This window comes from Aeromonas sp. TECH754, from assembly GCF_056279295.1.
The window spans coordinates 1,749,710-1,769,782 of the sequence record NZ_JBWBRA010000001.1 but is presented as its reverse complement, the minus strand read 5'-3'; the positions used below and the strand labels follow the sequence as shown (position 1 = coordinate 1,769,782).

The window sequence follows — 20,073 nt, the reverse complement described above, 5'->3', positions numbered from 1 at the left end:
TCAAGTTTACGTTAGCGTAAACGTAAATGAATTGTTAGTCTAAGGTAAATGCGTTGATGAATGACCGCAAGGAGCATCTCGGCGTGATCGCACTCTGGGGCGGGCAAGATGATCCTGACATGACACCGGTCTTCCTGCCGGTGGCATGGCTTGCGGCTCAGTGGTGCGTCGATATGGCGGGATGAGGGCACGAATGAGAACACAGATGCAAACAAGGGGGAGATCAGCATGAGCCAGACCCGGTACGGGGATCTGCCGCTGCACATCGGCGGCGGGGCCTATCCATCGGCAAGCGAGCAGTGGATCGAGGTGACCAATCCGGCAGATCAGAGTCTGCTGGCGCGGGTGCCGAAGGCGACTCGGTCCGAGCTAGAGCTCGCGGTACGCACCGCTCACGAGGCCTATCTGCTGTGGCGGGAAGTGCCCGCCTCCGAGCGGGCGCGGGTGATGTTCAACTACCAGCATCTGCTGACGGTGCATCACGACGAGCTGGCGACCCTGCTGGCCCAGGAGACCGGCAAGAATCTGGCGGATGCCAAGGGCGACGTCTGGCGCGGCATCGAGGTGGTGGAGCAGGCCTGCGCCATCGCCAGCCAAACCCTGGGGGAGACCATGGGCAACGTGGCGCGCCGGGTCGACGGTCACTCCTGGGTGCAGCCGATCGGGGTCTGCGTCGGCATCACGCCGTTCAACTTTCCGGCGATGATCCCGCTCTGGATGTTCCCGTTGGCAGTGGCCTGTGGCAACGGCTTCGTGCTCAAACCCTCGGAGCAGGATCCGCTCACTCCCATGCGACTGGCCGAGTTGTTCACCGAGGCGGGGGCGCCAAAGGGTATCCTCAGCGTGGTGCACGGCGGCGCCGAGCAGGTGGATGTGCTGCTCGCCCATCCCGAGGTGAGAGCGGTCAGCTTCGTGGGCTCGGCCCGGGTTGGTGCCCATGTCTATCGCACCGCCACCGACCATCTCAAGCGGGCGCAGTGCTTTGTCGGCGCCAAGAACCACATGGTGATCATGCCGGACGCCAACAAGAGCCAGGTGCTGAGCAATCTGGTGGGGGCTGGGGTCGGCGCCGCCGGTCAGCGCTGCATGGCCATCAGCGTGGCGGTATTCGTGGGGAGCGCAAGGGAGTGGATCCCGGAACTCGCCGCCGAATTTGCCAAGGTGAAGCCCGGGATCTGGCACGATCCGGAGGCGGCCTACGGTCCTCTTATCAGCCCGGAAGCCAAGGTACGAGTCGAGGGGCTGATCGAAGCAGGCATCAAAGAAGGAGCCGAGTGCCTGCTGGACGGTCGCTTCTACGGCGTACCCGGTTACCCGGTGGGCAACTGGGTGGGGCCGACCCTGTTTCGCGGCGTGACCCCCGACATGCGCATCTATAAGGAGGAGATCTTCGGCCCTGTGCTCGCCTGTCTCGAGGTTGCGAGCCTGGACGAGGCGCTCGGCCTCATCAACAACAATCCCTACGGCAACGGCACCTCCATCTTCACCGGCTGCGGCGCCGCAGCCCGCAAGTTTCGCCACGAGGTGGCGGTGGGTCAGGTGGGGATCAACGTACCCATCCCGGTGCCGCTGCCGTTCTTCTCCTTCACCGGCTGGCGCGGCTCCTTCTACGGGGATCTGCACGCCTACGGCAAGCAGGCGGTGCGTTTCTACACCGAGACCAAGACGGTGACCGAGCGCTGGTTCGACGAGGACATCCCCAGTGGGCCCAATATGACCATCCATTTGCGTTGAGGGATGGGCGATGGGGCGAGGACAGTCCCGCTGGATCTAACCAAGGCCATTCACCTGCGTTGAGTCATGGGCCTGCGACAGACAATCGAGATCACGAGGAAGCGAACAAGATGGATTTTACCCTGACCGAGGATCAACAGGCCTATGTCGAGGCGGCCGGTGCCTTCGCCGACGAGGCGCTCAAACCCCATGCCGCCCGCTGGGACAGGGAGCACGAGTTCCCCATCCCCACCATCAAGCAGGCGGCGGCGCTCGGCTTCTGCGGCCTCTATACCCCGGAGCAGTACGGCGGGCTGGCCCTGCCACGACTCGATGCGAGTCTTATCTTCGAGCGCCTGTCCATGGGCTGCACCTCCACCACGGCTTATCTGACCATCCACAACATGGTGAGTTGGATGCTGGGCACCTGGCTGCCGGAAGAGGTTGCCAAGGAGTGGGTGCCAAGGCTCGCCAGCGGCGAGTTGCTGGGCTCTTATTGCCTCACCGAGCCGGGGGCCGGCTCGGACGCGGCGGCCCTCAAGACCCGCGCCGTGCGGGACGGGGAGTATTACCTCATCGACGGCAGCAAGGTGTTTATCTCCGGGGCGGGCAGCACTCAGGTGCTGGTGGTGATGGCCCGCACCGGCGGCGAGGGGGCAAAAGGGATTTCCGCCTTTATGGTACCCGCCGACACGGACGGGGTGAGCTATGGCAAGGCGGAGGAGAAGATGGGCTGGAACAGCCAGCCGACCCGAGAGGTGAATTTCAGCGCCGTGCGCATCCCCGCCCGCTACCGGCTGGGGCAGGAGGGGGAGGGCTTCAAATTTGCCATGCAGGCCCTGGACGGGGGGCGTATCAACATCGCCAGCTGCTCGGTGGGCACGGCTCAGCAGGCGCTGAACGACGCCCTGGCCCACGTGCAGCAGCGCCAGCAATTTAGTCGCCCGATCAGCGAATTCCAGAGCGTGCAGTTCCGCCTCGCCGACATGGCCACCGAGCTTGTCGCCGCTCGGCTGCTGGTGCGCCAGGCCGCCGACAAGCTGGACAGGGGCAGCCCGGACAAGAGCGCCTGGTGCGCCATGGCCAAGCGGCTCGCTACCGACGTGGGCTACAAGGTCTGTGACGAGGCTCTGCAACTCTTTGGCGGCTATGGTTATATCCGCGAATACCCGCTGGAGCGTTACCTGCGCGACACTCGGGTACACCGCATCCTGGAAGGGACCAACGAAGTGATGCGGCTGATCATCGCCCGCCGCCTGCTGGCGGATCCCGGTCTTTCGCTGGAGTAACTCTCCCCCGGATCTGGGAGCAGGCTTTGTGAGCCAGCCGAAAGTCGGCTCCATTCAACCCTGTCATCATGGGGCAGGTTTATTCACAAGGACGATGCAATGACAAGGATCAGGCTCGAATACCACGGCCACGTGGCCTACATCACCCTCGACCATCCGCCAGCCAACACCTGGACCCTCGCCAGCCTGCAGGCTTTCTTGCAGATGATGGTGGAGCTCGACGGCCGCCCCGACGTGGTGGCCCTGGTGATCCGCGGGGCTGGGGACAAGTTCTTCTGCGCCGGCGCCGATCTCAAGATGTTTGCCGATGGGGATCTGGAGCACGCCCGCGCGGTGGCCGAGGCCTTCGGTCGCGCCTTCGAGGCGCTTGCCCGTTTTCACGGTGTCAGCATCGCCGCCATCAATGGCTATGCCATGGGCGGCGGGCTGGAAGTGGCGCTGGCCTGCGACATCCGCATCGCCGAGCAGCAGGCCAAGCTGGGGCTGCCGGAGGCCTCGGTCGGCTTGCTGCCCTGCGCCGGTGGCACCCAGCGTCTCACCGAGCTGGTGGGGCCGGGCTGGGCCAAGCGCATGATCCTGTGCGGCGAGAAGGTGAGCGCCACCCTGGCCTACGAGATGGGGCTGGTGGAGGAGGTGGTCACCGAGGGCCGCGCCTGGGCGGCGGCGCAGCAGATGGCGCAGTTGGTGGAGCGCCAGAGTCCGAGCGCCCTGCGCGCCTGCAAGGTCCTTATCAATCAGGGGCGCAGCGGCCATCGAGACGAGGCCTTGCCGCGCGAGCGTAGCCTCTTCCTCGAGCTGTTTGCGGATGCCAATCAGCGTGAAGGGGTGGCGGCTTTTCTCGAGAAGCGGCCGCCGCGCTGGCAGTACGGCGCCTCTGCGGGCCTGAATGGAGCGGTCAATGAGTAAATCGGTTTGGCCAGTCCATGGGGATCATCATCGAAATGAAGGGGCCGCTAATGAGTGAATCCGTACAACTGGCGCTATATCCCACGGGGGACGGTCGCCGGATCGGGGTCTTGACCCTCGACAGTCCCGCCTCCCTCAACGCCCTGAGCCTTGAGATGATCCATCGCCTGCAGGAGGCACTCACGGCCTGGGAGCGGGATCCCGATATCGTCTGCGTCTTGCTGCAGGGGGCTGGCGAGAAGGCGTTCTGCGCCGGCGGCGACATCCGCTCCTTCTATCACCGCAGGCAGGAAGCGGATGAGCAGGCACTGTTTCACTACGCCCGCGACTTCTTTGAACAGGAATACCGGCTCGATCACCATATCCACCGCTATGCCAAGCCGCTCATTTGCGTGGCGGACGGCATTTGCATGGGAGGTGGCATCGGCCTGTTTGCCGGCGCTGCGTTCCGGGTGGTGACCGAGCGGAGCCTGTTCGCCATGCCGGAGGTGACCATAGGCCTTTACCCGGATGTGGGCGCGAGCTGGTTCTTGAGCCGCATGCCGGGTCGGCTCGGGCTCTGGCTCGGGCTCACCGGGGCCCGCTTCAACGGTGCCGACGCCATCGGCCTCGGTCTCGCGGATCACGCCATGGCCAGTGCGGAGCGTGCCGAGCTGCTGCCCCGTCTGGCCGCCCTCGACTGGTCGGGGAACGAGCCCCGCGAGCAGCTGGATCGATTGTTCAGGGGACTTCAAGCAGAGGTTACTGCTGATTTTCCGGTACCCCTGCTTTTGCCTCATCAGGCCAGGATCGACGCCCTGCTGGCGGGTCTCAGCCTGGAGGGCGTGCTGACCAGACTGTTTGAGGCCAGCTTCGACGACAGGAGCCTGGCCCTGGCCCGGGAGACTTGCCTAAGCGGCAGCCCCATTAGCCGCGCCATCCTCTGGCGCCAGTATTGGCAGGCTCGCCGCCAGTCCTTGGCGGAGGTATTCGCCGACGAGCTGGCGCTGTCGGTCAACTGCGTGCTCAGGGGAGACTTCGTGGAGGGGGTGAGGGCACTGCTCATCGACAAGGACAAGTCCCCCCGCTGGCAGGCACCGCAGCCGGGCACCGGCTGGCTGGACGCCTTCTATCGCTGGCCCGATGGGGTGAATCCTCTGACGGCGGATCCTCTGTAGAGACCTGGCAAGGTGCGATTTCTTTCCCCTCTTGTGGAGAAGGGCTGGGGATGAGGGAGAAAGGTAATAGCGAGTGGGTGGATGAGGTCCAGGTGCCGCCGTCAGATGACAAGCAAGACAAGGAGCAAACAATGACAAGGATCGGATTTATCGGGCTCGGCAACATGGGGGGCCCCATGGCCGCCAACCTGGCCAAGGCGGGACACGCGGTGCAGGTATTTGATCTGGTGCCCGACAACCTGACCAGGGCGATCGCCGCCGGCTGCGTCGCCGCCGGGGATGCCCGGGAGGCGGTGAGCGGCTGCGAGGTGGTCATCAGCATGCTGCCGGCCGGGGAACATGTGCGTGCACTCTGGCTTGGCGAGGAGGGTGGGCAGGATCTGCTGGCCGCCTTGCCGACGGGGGCCCTGGTCATCGACAGCTCCACCATAGACGTGGCCTCGACCCGCCGGGTGGGGGAGGCGGCAAAGTCGCGCGGCATCCGTTTCATCGATGCCCCCGTCTCGGGAGGCGTGGCCGGTGCGGCGGCGGGAACCCTCACCTTTATCGTCGGCGGCGAGCCGGCGGATTTCGACGCGGCCAGGCCCATCCTGGCCCTGATGGGGCAGAATCTGTTCCACGCCGGGGCCTTGGGGGCGGGCCAGATCGCCAAGATGTGCAACAACATGCTGCTCGCCATCCACATGGCGGGCACTGCAGAGGCGCTGGCGCTAGGGGTAAAGGAGGGGCTGGATCCAAGCGTCCTCTCCACCATCATGGGTAAGAGCTCGGGCAACAACTGGAGCCTTGAGCGCTACAACCCCTGGCCAGGAGTGATGGAAAATGCCCCCGCATCGCGCGGCTATCAGGGGGGCTTTATGACCCGACTGATGGTGAAAGACTTGGGGTTGGCCATGGCGCTGGCCGAGCACGCCCACAGCGCCGTGCCGCTCGGGGCTCTGGCTCGCAACCTGTTCAACCTGCACGCGAGCCAGGGTCAGGGGGGCAAGGACTTTTCCAGCATTCTCGAGCTCTATCTGGACAAATCACAGCCGGGTTAAGTGGCGGCGAGCCGCCCATCATCCCATTTACCGAACGTCTTGGCCGTACTCAGGCCAGCGGCCAGCCCAATCACCAGGAGCATTCATGGACATTCATAACAGAGTCATTGCCATCACGGGGGCGGGACGGGGGCTCGGTCGCGCCATTGCCCAGAGCCTCGCCAGCCAGGGCGCCGTGCTGGCCCTGATCGACGTCAACCGCAGCGATCTGGAAGTGACCGAGGCCGAACTGCGCAGCCGTGACGGGCGCTGCGCTCTGTTCGTCTGCAACGTGGCAGACGAGGCCGAGGTGGAGGCGACTTTCGCCGCGATCAAAGACAGCCTTGGTAGCTTGCACGGCCTTATCAATTGCGCCGGGATCCTGCGGGACGGCATGCTCATCAAGGTCAAGGAGGGGGAACTGGTGGAAAAGATGAGCCTGGCCCAGTGGCAGGCGGTCATCGATGTCAATCTCACCGGCACCTTCCTGTGCGGGCGCGAAGGGGCGGCGCTGATGGCCAAGGCAGGGCAGGGTGGTGTCATCATCAACATCTCCTCCATCGCCCGCGCTGGCAACATGGGCCAGAGCAACTACGCCGCCAGCAAGGCGGGAGTGGCCTCCCTGGTGGTGACCTGGGCACGGGAGCTGGCTCGCCATCAGATCCGGGTGATGGGCATAGCACCCGGGGTCTTTGCTACCGACATGACGGCGGCGATGAAGCCCGAAGCCATGGCGCGCATGCAGCAAGCCATTCCGGTCGGTACCCTGGGGGAGGCGGCGCAACTGGCCCAGACGGTGCAGTTCATCCTCGCCAACGACTATCTGTCCGGGCGGATGATCGAGCTGGACGGCGGGCTGCGTATCTAGCCCCATCTGCGATGCACCGACGCCCCTCTCCCCGAGGGGCGTTTTTATTGTGGCGCGGGTTGGCGAGTCGAGGCTGACCCGCTCTTGCCGCGATGAATACCCATGCAGGTCTTGCCAGAAAAGGGGCGCAAGGTCATTGAAAAATGTGAAATATCAACGGGTCTCTCTTAATTTGAACCAGCTCACAGGCCGTCCGAGTCAGTGCTGTAGAATTGCGCGCGGTCAAGACGGTGCATGATCGGCGCTATGAGGGATTGCGGTCGGAATAGTCATGCAATATAGTTGCCGCCTTTTTCACGGGGTACGGATTTTTCGCCCCTCCCATGTCGCGCGCAACATGAATATGGATGCTCTGTCGCCGCCTAATAAAACAGGATTGAGATGGACAAGAAACTAGGGCTCGGCGCCCTCATTTCGCTGGTGATCGGCTCCATGGTCGGTGCCGGGGTCTTCAGTCTGCCACAAAATATCGCGGCGCACGCCAGCGCCGGTGCCGTCGCGCTGGGGTGGGCCATCACCGGGATCGGCATGATCTGCCTGGCCCTGGTGTACCAGAACCTCTCCATGCGCCGCCCGGATCTCGATGGCGGGATCTTCAGCTATGCCAAAGCCGGTTTCGGTGATTTCGTCGGCTTCAACGCGGCCTGGGGCTACTGGCTCTGCCAGCTGCTGGCCAACGTCTCCTACGCCATCGTGGTGTTCAGTGCCCTGAGCTACTTCTTCGATACGCCGGACAACGTCATCTTCGGTGACGGCAACACGCCGGTCGCCATCACGCTGGCATCCATCCTCATCTGGTCGGTGCATGCGCTGGTGTTGCGCGGGATCCAGGTCGCCGCGCTGGTGAACATAGTGACCACCATCGCCAAGATGGTGCCACTCATCGTGTTTTGCGTCGCCGTGCTGCTCGCCTTCAACATGCAGACCTTCACCCTGGACTTCTGGGGCCATGGCAACACCGAGCTCGGGTCGGTGATGGATCAGGTCAAGTCCACCATGAAGGTAACCCTCTGGGTCTTCATCGGTATCGAAGGCGCCGTGGTGGTCTCGGCGCGCGCCCGTCATCGCAAGGATGTGGGCCGCGCCACCGTGCTGGCGCTGCTCGGCGCCCTGGCGCTTTACGTGATGGTGACTCTGTTCTCTCTGGGGGTCATGAACCAGCCGCAGCTGGCCGCACTCAAGAATCCCTCCACCGCCATGATCCTGGAGGCCGTTGTCGGCCCCTGGGGTGCCTGGCTCATCAACATCGGGTTGGTGATCTCGGTGATGGGAGCCTTGCTGAGCTGGACGGTGCTGGCGGCCGAGGTGCCCTACATCGCGGGCAAGACCGGAGTCTTCCCCGGCTGGTTTGCCAAGGAGAACAAGAACGGCTCACCCCAGGTGTCGCTCTGGTGCTCCACCTGTCTGGTGCAGGTCTTCCTCATCATTATTTACTTCCAGAACAGCACCTATCTGGCGCTGGTGAACATCGCCACCTCGGCGGCGCTGGTGCCCTATGTCTTCTCCGGCGCCTATGGCCTCAAGCTGGCGATGCAGGGGACGACCTACGAGAACCAGCCCCATCAACGCAAGCGTGACCTGTTGCTGGCGCTGGTGGCCACCGGCTACGGCTGCTGGCTGGTCTATGCCGCCGGGGTGGAATACTTGCTGCTGGTGGCACTGCTCTACAGCCCAGGCATCTTCATCTACTGGAAGGCGCGCCAGCACCATGGCCTGCGCAGTCTCAACCGGCTGGAGCAGGGGATGACGGCGGCCCTGCTCGGTTGCGCCGTGCTGGCCTTCTACAAGGTGATGGACGGTACCATTCCCCTGCATTAATCGGCACAATGAAGAGATGGCTCGGGCCATCTCTTTTTTTATGCGCGGTTCCTGGTCAATCTGACCACCACAATGCAAGGGAAGGAATTTTTATGCTGTTTCTGGGGTATCTGGTGTTGGGGGCCTTCGCGGGTCTGTTGGCCGGGCTGTTTGGCATAGGGGGAGGGCTCATCATAGTGCCGGTGCTGGTCTTGAGCTTCCACGCTCAGGGCGTCTCCCCCGAGATCATCACCCACCTCGCCCTCGGCACCTCGCTGCCCACCATGATCTTCACCGGCTTCAGTTCGCTGCGGGCACACCAGGAGGCCGGCGCGGTCGACTGGGTGATGATCCGCCGACTGGGGGTAGGCATGCTGCTCGGCGCCTGGCTCGGCGGCATGACTGCCAGCCAGCTCAGCGCCAGCACCCTCAACATCATCATCGGCTGCTTCGCCTGGACCATGGCGGTGCAGATGGGGCTGAACCTCAAGCCCAAGGCGGAGCGTCGTCTGCCAGGTCCTGTCGGGACCGGCATCGCAGGCACCTTCATCGGCTGGCTGTCGGCGTTGTTCGGCATCGGTGGTGGCTCCATGACGGTACCTTACCTGAGCTGGAACTCGGTACCGATGCGCAATGCCGTAGCGGCCTCCGCTGCCTGCAGCATCCCCATCGCGGTGGCGGGCAGCCTGAGCTATCTCTACGCCGGTTGGGGCCGCACCGACTTGCCCGAGTGGAGTGTCGGCTTCATCTATCTGCCAGCGCTGCTCGGCATCATCCTCACCAGTACCCAGTTTGCTCGTATTGGTGCGCGGCTGGCGCACCGCCTCTCGCCTCAGCGCCTCAAGCAGGCCTTTGCCCTGTTGATGCTGGTGATCGGGGCCAAGTTCATGCTGTTTAGCTGATTTAATTGGCAGTCTGTTGAAAAATAAGGCAAACAAACAGTCATCTGGCAGAAAGCCATTGCATTGGCAGGCCAGTTTGCCTATTCTCCTCGCCGGTGGTCCTATTGGTCCTCTCGCATTGATAACCCGTCGACCTGGTCAGGACCGGAAGGTAGCAGCCAAGGTGGGGGACTCGAGTGCCGGGATGTGGCTGGTAGGGCCACCACTTGTTTCTGCAATTCCCGTTTAAGATCAGTAACTTAGCTTGTTGAAGGCAAGCTGTTTGTGTATCACTGTCACACAAACTGGCACACAATCCTCATAGGGGGTGCCATGTACTTACTGAATAGAAACGGCATTTACTACTACCAACGAGTGACCATGTGTAATGGTCGTCGTCAGACCTTCCGTAAATCCCTCAAAACAAGAGATAAGGCAAAAGCCCAGCTCTTGGCTCTTCAAATTCACTTCAATCATTCCAGCCCTGATGTGCAGCAAGCTGTATGCATCTCCGATGCTGCTTGCCGTGATGTCATGTCTAAACCCGTTGGGCTTGAAGCTGAAGCATCAACGACACAACATCCCCCGCTAAACGGGCACGTTCACATCCCTGCTTGCACCGGCAGCCCCTCTGGGGTCGAGTCCCCCGTTGTACCTTCCGAACACACATCACCAGACCAAGAAGAAAAGCTTTCCGGTCACGTAAAGTCATACATTGCTGAAAAGCAATTGTCATGGGCTCCTAAAGAGACCAAGAACCAACAAAACTACATCAACACCTTTATTGAAAACGTTGGTGATAAGTGTCTGTCTGAGTACACAAAGGCTGATGCGGTCTTGTTCAAAACTTGGCTGTTGGGTTCTGGCAAGTCTCCGACCACAATCAATAAGTACATTCAAAAACTGAGTTTGTTGTTTAGTTGGCTTGCTGATCATACCGAACAAACCACAGACATCTTTAAGGGGTTGAAGCTCAAGAGGGTCAAAGAGGTCAACGTCAGATCCGGTTACACAGATCCAGAGCTTAAACAATTCGATGTATGGGCCAAGGAGCAAGAGCCGTGGCGCATGTTCATCGCCATGATAGGGCGATACCACGGATTGCGTTCTAATGAAGCCTGCCAGCTCTACAGCGACGATATAGAGCAAGTTAATGGTGTCTGGTGCTTCAACATCCGAGCCACACGGAAAGATCAGAGCCTCAAGACAGAAGCAAGCCAACGGCTTGTCCCAATCCATAGCAAGTTGTTGGGGGCTGGATTCCTGGACTTTGTAGCAAGCAGGAAAGGGGGTAGGGTGTTCAAGGAGCTGCCTTATCGGAACAACTGCTATAGCCATCTGTTTGGGCAATGGTTCAGCCGCAACAGGCCAGTTGATAAAGACTTCCACAGCCTACGGCACACAGTAGCCAGCAAGCTGAAAGCTGCGGGCATCCCTTTGCAGTATGCTGCTGCAATCTTGGGCCACACCAACAAAGCTATCAGTTATGACCGATACGGCGGTGATGTTCCATTAGACAAGCTCAAAGAAGCGTTGGAGGTTGCACTATGAACACAAAAATACTTTTAATGTTATCTCTCACGATACCATCATTTGTTTATGGTGCAGCTTATGACACATATCGCCTTGAGTCACAGGAGATAAAGGGAAAGAATCGTATTTGCTATTATGAAAATGCAAGAGGCGAGGGGTACACCATTACCCAACCCAAAGCTAAACAGTGTAAACAACATATAAAATTGAATTGAATATCAACTTGTGATGTAAGTCATTGACACACAACATATTAATATATAGCCTCTTGGAGTCCTTCGGGGCTCCATTGTTTAATGTTGAGCAATGGAACACAACATAAGAGGTAATTAATGTACGAAAATACAGAAACAGTTCTATCTGATATAAAAAAGCATTTAGAGTTAAAGTTTAGTACTGGCGATTTAAATTTACAGAGTGAATTTAGATTTGCTAATTTATACAATGATAATTTTCATTTCGTTATAGATGCATGCTTTATACAATGTCGAACCGAACATGACTTCTTAGTCCCTATTGAAAACAGGATTGATGACGCTATAGGTGAAGTTTGTATTGAAGCTGGTAAGAAATATAAATTCACTATAGAAAACGGCAAAGAGACATTGCCAGATTATACAGTTGTTGAAGTCTAGTTTTATCATTAATATTTGGCGATCACAATGGTCGCCTTTTTCTTTTAAATTTATGGGGGATGAAATGGCGGGAAGTGATAAGAAAAGTATGAAAACAATTTACTTTGTCGGAGGAGTGATATTGCTGTCAATGTATCTATCTCGTGGAAATGAACCTACTAGCAATGTTACCCAACATAACGAATCACCAATCCACCTATCAGAAGGGGATTACAATGGCATATGTATCGGTGTTGTAAGCGCAGAAAAAGGCATAGCTCCGAGCGATTTATATTTTCAAAAATTTTATCTTCCTTCCACTCCAACAGTTCAAGTGTCAAATGGAAAGAAGATGTATGAATGCCAATTTCCTGATACCTTTGTTGATCTTAGAGTATCAGATGATCAAGGGAAAACATTTTCTGATCTGAGTTCACAGAATAAATATAGGTATAAAGGAGATGGAATAGAACAATCAGGCTATTTCATAATGCAAAACGCCAAAGGTGGTGAAGAAGTATCAAAATTTAACAAGATAACTAGTGCTAATATAGATATTGGAGCGAAGCTGATAAGCAATGCAGAACTAAATAAAGTCTGCCAACAAGCAATTGCCATTGAATTTGGCAAAAAGCCTAACTTGATTAATGTTAAAGAACCGCTTGTTGTTGGTGGCGACACGATCAAAGTTGGTTATGTAAGACCACAAGATAAGACAGTATGGAACTATGAATGCAAAGTTAATATGAATGAGAATGGAATTGTTTGGAGAGGCCTGCCTGGGACAAATATCGATCACGTAGGCAGATGGCGTGATGGTTCGAATGGCTTTGAAGGTGAGGACTCTACTATTAATTTCAATGTATTAAAGAATGATATTAAAATTGCAGTGAAATATAGTGATGGTAGCGGAAGCACTGGAAACATAAAGAGATAATCCAAAATAGTAACGCACCCGTGTGCGAGACTAGGTGACGCAGATATGTGCGTAGGTAGTAACGCACCCGTGTGCGTAGGGGTCACGCAGATATGTGCGTCGTAAAAGAAGAGATATAATAAAAGACTAAAAGAAAAGATATTAAAAGAATATATGGGCTCGCCCTGTCTGTTGTCGCTTATGCTCCAACATCCAATGTCGCCAACCGCTTCGCTTGTGGTCGCCCTAAACACAGTCATGGAATGATAATGTAATGATTGTGTTATCTATTATTCTTTACTTAATTAGATAAGACAAATAACCACTAACTATACATTCGCTAACACTCATTCCTTGTTGTGGTTCATAAGAATAGACAACACAAATATTATGTTCGTGTGCCACTCACTCCATACTTGTGTTTAAGGAACACATGGAATGATAATGTAATGGGTTTCTTGTTTTTCTTATAATATATAGAATAACAGTTAACAAACTCAATGCGCTAACGCTCCATGAGTCTGTTACTCACCACTAAAAACATAAATTATATGTTGTGTGTTGGCCAAGTGTTTATATAGGTAGAGTGTTGGAATTGAAATTTGATATGTTTTGGTGGGTCTAATGGTGTGTTTCGCAAATAAACATACATGTCAAATTTATTTTTTAAAAGTATTGAATTTTTAGGAATAAATGATAAACTAGATATTATGAAGTGAGAAATTAAAGAAGCAATTATCTTTCCTTCATACTCACATCAATATTAATTGGCCTCCTGTTTCCTAATACAACAGGCTTGGCCTTTTTGCGTTTAAATTTTATACGAGGATGAAATGGCATATTGGAATGTTGCAGAGGCTGTTACAGAGTACATTGAGAAATATCAAGATTTAAAAATCGCAATTCAGCGAGCACAAACCCTGAAGCTAAGCTCACGAACAAAGAAACGTTCAGATTTCTGGTTGGCTGTTGAACTTGCATTGAAAGAGCTGAAGCCTACCAAGCAACTTAAAACACGATACAAAGAGGAGTAAATAATGCAATTAAACCTCCCACGTCTAATTTTGCGATGGATTAACGACAATCGCGGAACCCTGAGCATTCAATCATTTATCATCAAAACATTAACAGAATCCCAAGACTTTAAAAACTACGAGGAACTAAATGGACAAAGCAGTAACCAACAACGATAAATTTTTCCGCGCATTCGATGAAATTTATAAAATTAAAAAAATCAAAGGCTATACCTTCAATCTAAACCACAAATCTGTTTATTGCTTCCTTCTTAATTATCAGATGATGAGTGGTAAAGTTTTCCCGTCCTATAAGCATATCCAAGATAATTTAGGGATCGGCAGCGATAACACTGTCAAAAAGTATCTTGATGAGCTTGAGGAGATGGAGCTGGTAAAAACTACCTCCCGTAAAGGAACCTCGAAACTCTATGAGCTTGTGACACTGGAAGGATTCAATGCATTAGATACAGAAGAACAGCAGACAAGAAAGCAGCCGAACAAGAATCTACATATTAAATCTGCTGTAAAGCCGGTAGAACAACCTAAACCTATTGCACAGCCTGAACCAGTAAGTAAACAAGACGACTTTCCTGACCCATTCCTTGATGATTGTGGTATATCCCATGATGATATGTTCGAGGAATTTATCCAAGCTAAACCCACAAAACATTCCCATCATCACGAACCTGGAAGATTGTGTGATAAGTGTTTCAGGGATAGAAATGGTGAATGGGATTGTAGTGATGAATTTTGTCAAAATTGCATTCCTTTCTGAGGTCTACATGAGCAGTAACAATAAACAATTACAGATGTTTCGTGTATGGCTAAAGTTGCAACTTATAATTTTAAAAATGGATGCATTATGAGACGTAGACATAAATCATGGTACTTCTTGAACAACAGAAATAAACAACAATAACTAAACTGGAGAATAATATGAAAATTGAAGAATATCTGAAACAACTGGGTCTGCAAGTTTGTAAAGCTCTTAATGAAACTAATGAGGAAGTGCGATCCGAGTACAAATATAACCTCCTTGAACAAATTGAGTGTCTGGTAGAAATTAGCAAGTCTCGGGACAACATGATCCTCACCACTGCCGCCATGATTGATAATGCGAATAAGGGCGAAGCAGCAGAGTACACCGCCGTCATGCGCAAGATGGTATTTGAAAACTAACTATAACAATTAAAACAATAATAATAAGAGGAACAGTGAAACTAAACATAACGGTCGAATTTTATAAAAAATTAAGCTCTTTTGATAAAGCTAAATTGTTTGAATCAAGAACAAAAAGAAAAACAAGCAGAGTGCGCAGATTAATTTATAAGCATGGTACGCTAGACGTGAGTTTTCCAGTAGCGATTAAGATAGAAGGGCGAGTTTTCTATCACCCTGCTTATCAGTGCTGGGCTAATATGCTACGTAGAACTTACTATAATAAAAATAGTGTTAAATATAATCCTTGTATTGTCAGTGATGAATGGCATTCTTTTTCAAATTTTCATATGTGGTGGAAACAAAATTTTATCGAAGGATTTGAATTAGATAAAGATCAGGAAAGTATTCTGCAAGGGTTGCAAATAGCCACGTACAGTCCAGATACTTGTAGATTTATCCCAAAGTGGATTAACCTACTTTACCGTAAAAGAAAAGATGGCCGCCTTATGGAAATTAGACAAGCTGCCTAAACCTATAAAGTAAACCGCAATAAAACAGCCTGAATGGCCTCTATTTTAAATAGTTAGGGGTTGGCCTAAGCTAACCCCTTGCCTAAACGTCTGAATTGAAAATGAGGCTGTTTTAGAGCGTTTTTAATAATCGTATTAGTTTATATACCAAAGAGGAAAAATGCTTGCGAATGACACTAAAAAGCAGACAGCCATTCTAACAAAACTTAAGACATCGTGCCCTTGGCACGTCTACCAAATTGGCGACTTGGTGTTTTGTTATCGCGAAGACAGCCGCAAATACCTGGAAGGAAGTGGAACAGAGAGATACGAACTCCCATTTCCTGAATGGAAAGTATATTGCTTCCGTATTCTAAGCGGTTCTCGCAATGATAGCTTGTTTAGCATCCTATCGTTATTGCAAAAAACAACAAGATTATATTGTAGAGATCTCGGAGTTTATCACACTCTTCTTGATATTCCAGAAAAATATTATCGCCAAACTAAAACAACAAGAATTAAAAACTCAGAGTCATATACAAATTTCATCCAATTTTAATTAAATAAATTATTAAATAGAGGAATAATGTCTACATCAATTGAAGTTAGTAAAATAATCAATGAAGTCTCTTTCAGAATAAATAACAACGAATACAAACGCGCCACAGATAGAATCAAAAAAATTGCAGGGCTATTTAATAAGTCTACCAACCAATATGCTCAAAGCATGCAAGCTGGAAAGCGTATGGCCAATGTCCAAGCAAAATCAACAAAAGACCAAACTCGGGCAGAACTAAAAGCATATAGACAAAAACAACAGACACTAAAAGCTGACCAAATCAGATACCGCGATCAAATTAAAAATAGTGAACAATTTAGGAAATCACTACAAAAAATCAACTTGGATTTCCTGCTTGGAAATAAATCGTTTAAAGAGCGAGCTGCATCAATCGGACAGCTGAACAAACAATATAAATCTCTGAACCAGCAGGCAAGCAAACACAACCGCCTGAGCAGTGTTAAGGGTATTGTGGGGCGAGCTGGTAGCTCTGCTTTAGCCGCTGGGGTGGTAGGTGCAGGTGTTATTGGTGCGGGTGGCTATGCATCCACAAGAGGTTTTGGAGCAGTTAAAGCGCAAGGCCAACAGTTCGAGAGTCTGAATATCTCGTTAGACAATATCTTCGGTGCTAGATCAGTTGAGATAAGTGATAAAATTGCAAAGATGGCAAACGATATGGGTCGCCCCATTATCGAGTTAGGCAATGGCTTGGTTGAATTTGTATCTCTAATGAAGCCACTCGGATTAAGTGTGGATGATGCTATTACCAAATTTCAACAGCAATCTGATGCAATGGCGGCCTATGGGATCAGTGGTGAAAGGGCACAGGGTTTCCAGACACAACTAACCCAAGCACTTGACCAGGGCACGCTGGACTCCTTCAAAGAAGCGTTTGCTTGGGCTCCTCAACTACGTTCCGATCTGTTGCTGTATGTTCAAAAAGAAATGAACATCAAATCAAAAGATTTTCAAGCTGGTTTAACTAATGGCAAATACTCCTTGCGTGAAACGTGGTTTAAGTTCCTAGATGCAAATACTAAGAAGTATGCCGGAATGGCCCAACTATCAAAACAATCAAGTCAGGCGACTGATGTTCGTGCATCTAACCAGCTATCAATTGCAATTATGCGGATCTTTGAAAGTTCAGGATTCAAAGTTGCTATGGAACAAAGTTCAAAAATAGTTATGAATTTTGCGCGACTTCTTGAATCCCAGTCAAACAAGATCGGGACAGTATTCGGCAATTTGTATACAGTAGCTCAAGAATTAAGCAATGACGCTTTTAAAGGCATGGATGTTTGGTTGAAAGAGATTACAGCACAAGACATCAAACAATACTTTGGAGATTTGAAAACAGGTATCTCTGATTTTGTGGACGTGGTGCAGCGTCTTGTATCGTTCCTTGATAGTGTTCTGCCCGAACAATTTAAGCAAAACATTCAATCTTCAAAGGTAAAAGATAAAGATCGCTCGAATTACAATAGTGCTGAGTATGGTAGGGCGTATGTAGAAGAGGAGCGCAGATTGTTGAACAGTGGCATGGAGCCATCCGTTGCAGCACAACGAGCTGAAATCTTTGCACAACAAGTTAGTCGTATAATCCAACCCCCCAAACTATCTTTTACTCCTCAAACATCGCCGAGTAACTATGTGATGCGAAGCTCCCAGAATGCGCCACAAGCAATATCTAATCTAGCTGGTAAATTAGTCTTGGATGTAGAGGCGAACGTCAAACAACAAGGCTTCTCTGATTTTGTTGATTTGAGAATTAATGATAATAATCTTAAAATTTTGAATGTGTGGGAATAAATGAAAAACATTGACATTTTTATCAAAATATGGCTATGAGCTATTGAATAATTTAGGAAAATATGTTAATATGGTATTGTAGTTTGATGAATAAGTTTTCTTAGACCGTTAGCTTAGGAATCATATTATAACCTCCTTAGGGCTGCTGCCGATCATCAGTAGCCCGATTTATTTATATGTTTTGTTAATGCTCAGAATATATAAATAAAACATTTCTCCAGATGTTTTAGTTTCACCTCTTCATGTTTTCATAATTTTATAGCTTCGCTCCTTGCATATGGGCGAGCTATTTTTTAATAACATTTAGCAATGAGTGTCATTAAACAATAGTGCAAGGCACCGATGCCAAAGGCATCATTAAACAATAGAATAAATAACTCCGTTAAAAATGGTTTACTCCATTCAGAAAGGCGAAGGCTTAAAAACCTCGCCTTTTTGTTTATTCTTAAACAACCAAATTTTGATAAATAACTTGGAGTAATATGGATAACCTTTTAGACGTTGCTAATGAAGCAGTCAAAAACAAATTTAATGTTTCTGCACCAGTTGAAAAGAAAGCAGAAGCAGAAAAGAAAAGCCCGCACCTTGCTTTGTGCCATACTGATAACCCATCAGCAAACAACCGCCATAAATCATTAATGCTTAAATCTAATGATATTGGGTTTGTTGATCTTATTAAATCAGAACACGAAGCCGCACAATTTGAGGCATTTTGTAATACCCTTACAGATTCCTCAGTTTTGCTTGATCTTTATAATATTGTCAAATCTGACAAACAATTACTAAAAAATATAATTAAGGGAAATAAATAAATGAAAATCTCTCAAGAAGCGCGCAGCCGTCACGATGTTCTACAGTATGCTGTTGATGATGTTTGGAGTGTCCGAACTATTCCTTTCTCTTCTGGTATTCCAGCAGACCTAACCAGCGGTGATGCTATCGACCCAGCCACCATGGCTAAAGTCACTGGTACTTCAACCGCTTGTGTTGTTGTCGCAGACCCAGTAAAGGCTGGTGCAAAGTATGTTGTGGTGTTCGACAAGCTGGTTAGCCTAATTAGCTCTCAAATCTCTGGTGCTAGTGCAGCAGGCACAACCAAGGCGCTTGAACTGCTCGGCAACAATCAATTTATTCGACTTGTATAAATTATCTAATAATAATTAGAGCAAACAACAACAATAAATAATAAGAAAGGAAATAAAATGTCTGATGTAAATAATTATATCGTAAGTGATTTCTCTAAGATTTTTGAAGATCGACCAGTTCGTAACCGACTCCTACAAAGTCTTGGTATGTTTGGTTTTGAGGCAGTGGATGAATCGCGTGTCAATTTTGATTATCTGCTGAATAACAATCAAAGCACTGCTGATGCTGTTGCCCGTTATGGCTCTGAATTCCAAAGCACACCAAAAGCAAAAGCATCTCTGCACCAATTTGAAATTCCGCATTTCGCACTGCTAGACACCATCACCCCCGAAGATTGGCAGGGCAGGCGGGCACGTGGTGAAAACCGTCCTAAAATCGCAGAGGATTGTATTGCTGAATATCTCGTATCTCACTATGAGACGTTTGAGGATACCATCGAGAAATATTACGCCGATGCAATTTTCCGAGGGGTACAGAATGCAGCATATACCCAAGAGCCGGTTATCGACCTGCAAGCTGAGTTTGGCCTGAACCAACAAACCCAGAATATTAACTGGTCATCTACTGCAACCGATGTTGATGCCGCGACTGATGATATTCAGATTAAAATCAAGACTGCTCTTGGTGAGAAAGTGCGCATGATGGATAAAGTTGTTTGTGTGTGCGGTAGTGGCTATTTCAAAGCAGTCAAAGCGAATGAGAAAGTTCGGGAAGCGTTTACTTTCGTCAAGCCATACGAGCCCCAAAACATCATCCATAATTTCTATGAGATTCTGCCAGGTGTTCAGTATTTTGATTATAATGGCATTCTGTTTATTATGACTACTGACCCACTGCATGGCATTGATTCTAATGATGCTTATTTCTTCCCGAAAATGAAAAAAGAATCGGGTGTATTCAAGCACTTTGGTGGCCCTGCTTCCCGTCATGGCGATATTGCAATGAAGGGCGGTGCACGTTATCACCAGTACCAACTTAAAGAGGCCAAGTGGGCTAATTACGATGTAGTTGGTGAGATGGGGATTATTGCTTGTAACCACCTGCCAAACATTGTTGTTAAGTCTACTAATGCTTAATAGCTAGCTTTCTAAGGGGTGTCTTTATATGACACCCTTTTAATTTTAACATTTAAAATATAGGCGGGGCATGGATAATTTCGACCCTATTAGCCTTTTGATTA

The 20,073-nt window shown here is 51.1% G+C and carries 20 protein-coding genes and 1 other RNA gene; all 21 read left to right on the top strand.

Annotated elements, in window-relative coordinates:
* Positions 1–56: 56 nt before the first annotated feature.
* The 21 genes from ACZ9IL_RS07770 (at position 57) to ACZ9IL_RS07670 (ending at position 19,969) form a co-directional block, all read left to right on the top strand.
* Positions 57–185 (top strand): hypothetical protein, encoded by a 129-nt coding sequence (locus ACZ9IL_RS07770; protein WP_476002996.1) that lies wholly within the window; start codon positions 57–59, stop codon positions 183–185.
* Between the two features lie 37 nt (positions 186–222).
* Complete coding sequence (locus tag ACZ9IL_RS07765) at positions 223–1,734, top strand: CoA-acylating methylmalonate-semialdehyde dehydrogenase (protein ID WP_476005317.1); 1,512 nt, start codon at positions 223–225, stop codon at positions 1,732–1,734.
* A 110-nt stretch (positions 1,735–1,844) separates the two neighbouring features.
* A complete protein-coding gene (locus tag ACZ9IL_RS07760; protein WP_476002995.1) occupies positions 1,845–3,002 on the top strand; it encodes an acyl-CoA dehydrogenase family protein in 1,158 nt (385 codons plus the stop codon).
* A gap of 99 nt (positions 3,003–3,101) precedes the next feature.
* Positions 3,102–3,908: an enoyl-CoA hydratase gene (locus ACZ9IL_RS07755; protein ID WP_476002994.1), complete on the top strand. Its 807-nt coding sequence runs from the start codon at positions 3,102–3,104 to the stop codon at positions 3,906–3,908.
* Between the two features lie 50 nt (positions 3,909–3,958).
* Positions 3,959–5,065: an enoyl-CoA hydratase/isomerase family protein gene (locus ACZ9IL_RS07750; protein WP_476002993.1), complete on the top strand. Its 1,107-nt coding sequence runs from the start codon at positions 3,959–3,961 to the stop codon at positions 5,063–5,065.
* A 131-nt stretch (positions 5,066–5,196) separates the two neighbouring features.
* Positions 5,197–6,105, top strand: coding sequence for a 3-hydroxyisobutyrate dehydrogenase (gene mmsB, locus ACZ9IL_RS07745; RefSeq protein WP_476002992.1), 909 nt, complete (start codon positions 5,197–5,199; stop codon positions 6,103–6,105).
* Positions 6,106–6,190: 85 nt separating this feature from the next.
* Positions 6,191–6,952 carry an SDR family oxidoreductase gene (locus ACZ9IL_RS07740; RefSeq protein ID WP_476002991.1) on the top strand — a complete coding sequence of 254 codons (762 nt, stop codon included), beginning with the start codon at positions 6,191–6,193 and terminating at the stop codon, positions 6,950–6,952.
* 381 nt (positions 6,953–7,333) lie between these two features.
* Positions 7,334–8,770, top strand: coding sequence for an arginine-ornithine antiporter (gene arcD, locus ACZ9IL_RS07735; RefSeq protein ID WP_476002990.1), 1,437 nt, complete (start codon positions 7,334–7,336; stop codon positions 8,768–8,770).
* Between the two features lie 92 nt (positions 8,771–8,862).
* Positions 8,863–9,651 carry a sulfite exporter TauE/SafE family protein gene (locus ACZ9IL_RS07730; RefSeq protein WP_476002989.1) on the top strand — a complete coding sequence of 263 codons (789 nt, stop codon included), beginning with the start codon at positions 8,863–8,865 and terminating at the stop codon, positions 9,649–9,651.
* Positions 9,652–9,753: 102 nt separating this feature from the next.
* Positions 9,754–9,850, top strand: an RNA gene (ffs, locus tag ACZ9IL_RS07725) — signal recognition particle sRNA small type.
* A gap of 113 nt (positions 9,851–9,963) precedes the next feature.
* Entirely contained in the window at positions 9,964–11,181 is a 1,218-nt protein-coding gene (locus ACZ9IL_RS07720; RefSeq protein WP_476002988.1) for a tyrosine-type recombinase/integrase, read from the top strand.
* Between the two features lie 314 nt (positions 11,182–11,495).
* Positions 11,496–11,798 (top strand): hypothetical protein, encoded by a 303-nt coding sequence (locus ACZ9IL_RS07715; RefSeq protein WP_429009950.1) that lies wholly within the window; start codon positions 11,496–11,498, stop codon positions 11,796–11,798.
* Positions 11,785–12,714 (top strand): hypothetical protein, encoded by a 930-nt coding sequence (locus tag ACZ9IL_RS07710; RefSeq protein ID WP_476002987.1) that lies wholly within the window; start codon positions 11,785–11,787, stop codon positions 12,712–12,714. Before ACZ9IL_RS07715 ends, ACZ9IL_RS07710 begins: the two co-directional genes overlap by 14 nt.
* Positions 12,715–13,526: 812 nt before the next feature.
* Entirely contained in the window at positions 13,527–13,727 is a 201-nt protein-coding gene (locus ACZ9IL_RS07705) for a hypothetical protein (RefSeq protein WP_059169927.1), read from the top strand.
* Positions 13,728–13,857: 130 nt separating this feature from the next.
* Complete coding sequence (locus ACZ9IL_RS07700; RefSeq protein WP_476002986.1) at positions 13,858–14,484, top strand: helix-turn-helix domain-containing protein; 627 nt, start codon at positions 13,858–13,860, stop codon at positions 14,482–14,484.
* Between the two features lie 161 nt (positions 14,485–14,645).
* A complete protein-coding gene (locus ACZ9IL_RS07695) occupies positions 14,646–14,888 on the top strand; it encodes a hypothetical protein (RefSeq protein WP_476002985.1) in 243 nt (80 codons plus the stop codon).
* Between the two features lie 35 nt (positions 14,889–14,923).
* Positions 14,924–15,400, top strand: a complete 477-nt coding sequence (locus ACZ9IL_RS07690) for a hypothetical protein (protein WP_476002984.1) — start codon at positions 14,924–14,926, stop codon at positions 15,398–15,400.
* 565 nt (positions 15,401–15,965) lie between these two features.
* A complete protein-coding gene (locus ACZ9IL_RS07685) occupies positions 15,966–17,747 on the top strand; it encodes a hypothetical protein (RefSeq protein ID WP_476002983.1) in 1,782 nt (593 codons plus the stop codon).
* Between the two features lie 482 nt (positions 17,748–18,229).
* A complete protein-coding gene (locus ACZ9IL_RS07680) occupies positions 18,230–18,559 on the top strand; it encodes a hypothetical protein (protein ID WP_201355933.1) in 330 nt (109 codons plus the stop codon).
* Positions 18,560–18,892, top strand: a complete 333-nt coding sequence (locus ACZ9IL_RS07675; protein WP_124929597.1) for a hypothetical protein — start codon at positions 18,560–18,562, stop codon at positions 18,890–18,892. It abuts the gene before it with no gap.
* 57 nt (positions 18,893–18,949) lie between these two features.
* Positions 18,950–19,969: a major capsid protein gene (locus ACZ9IL_RS07670; protein ID WP_476002982.1), complete on the top strand. Its 1,020-nt coding sequence runs from the start codon at positions 18,950–18,952 to the stop codon at positions 19,967–19,969.
* The last annotated feature ends 104 nt before the right edge of the window (positions 19,970–20,073 follow it).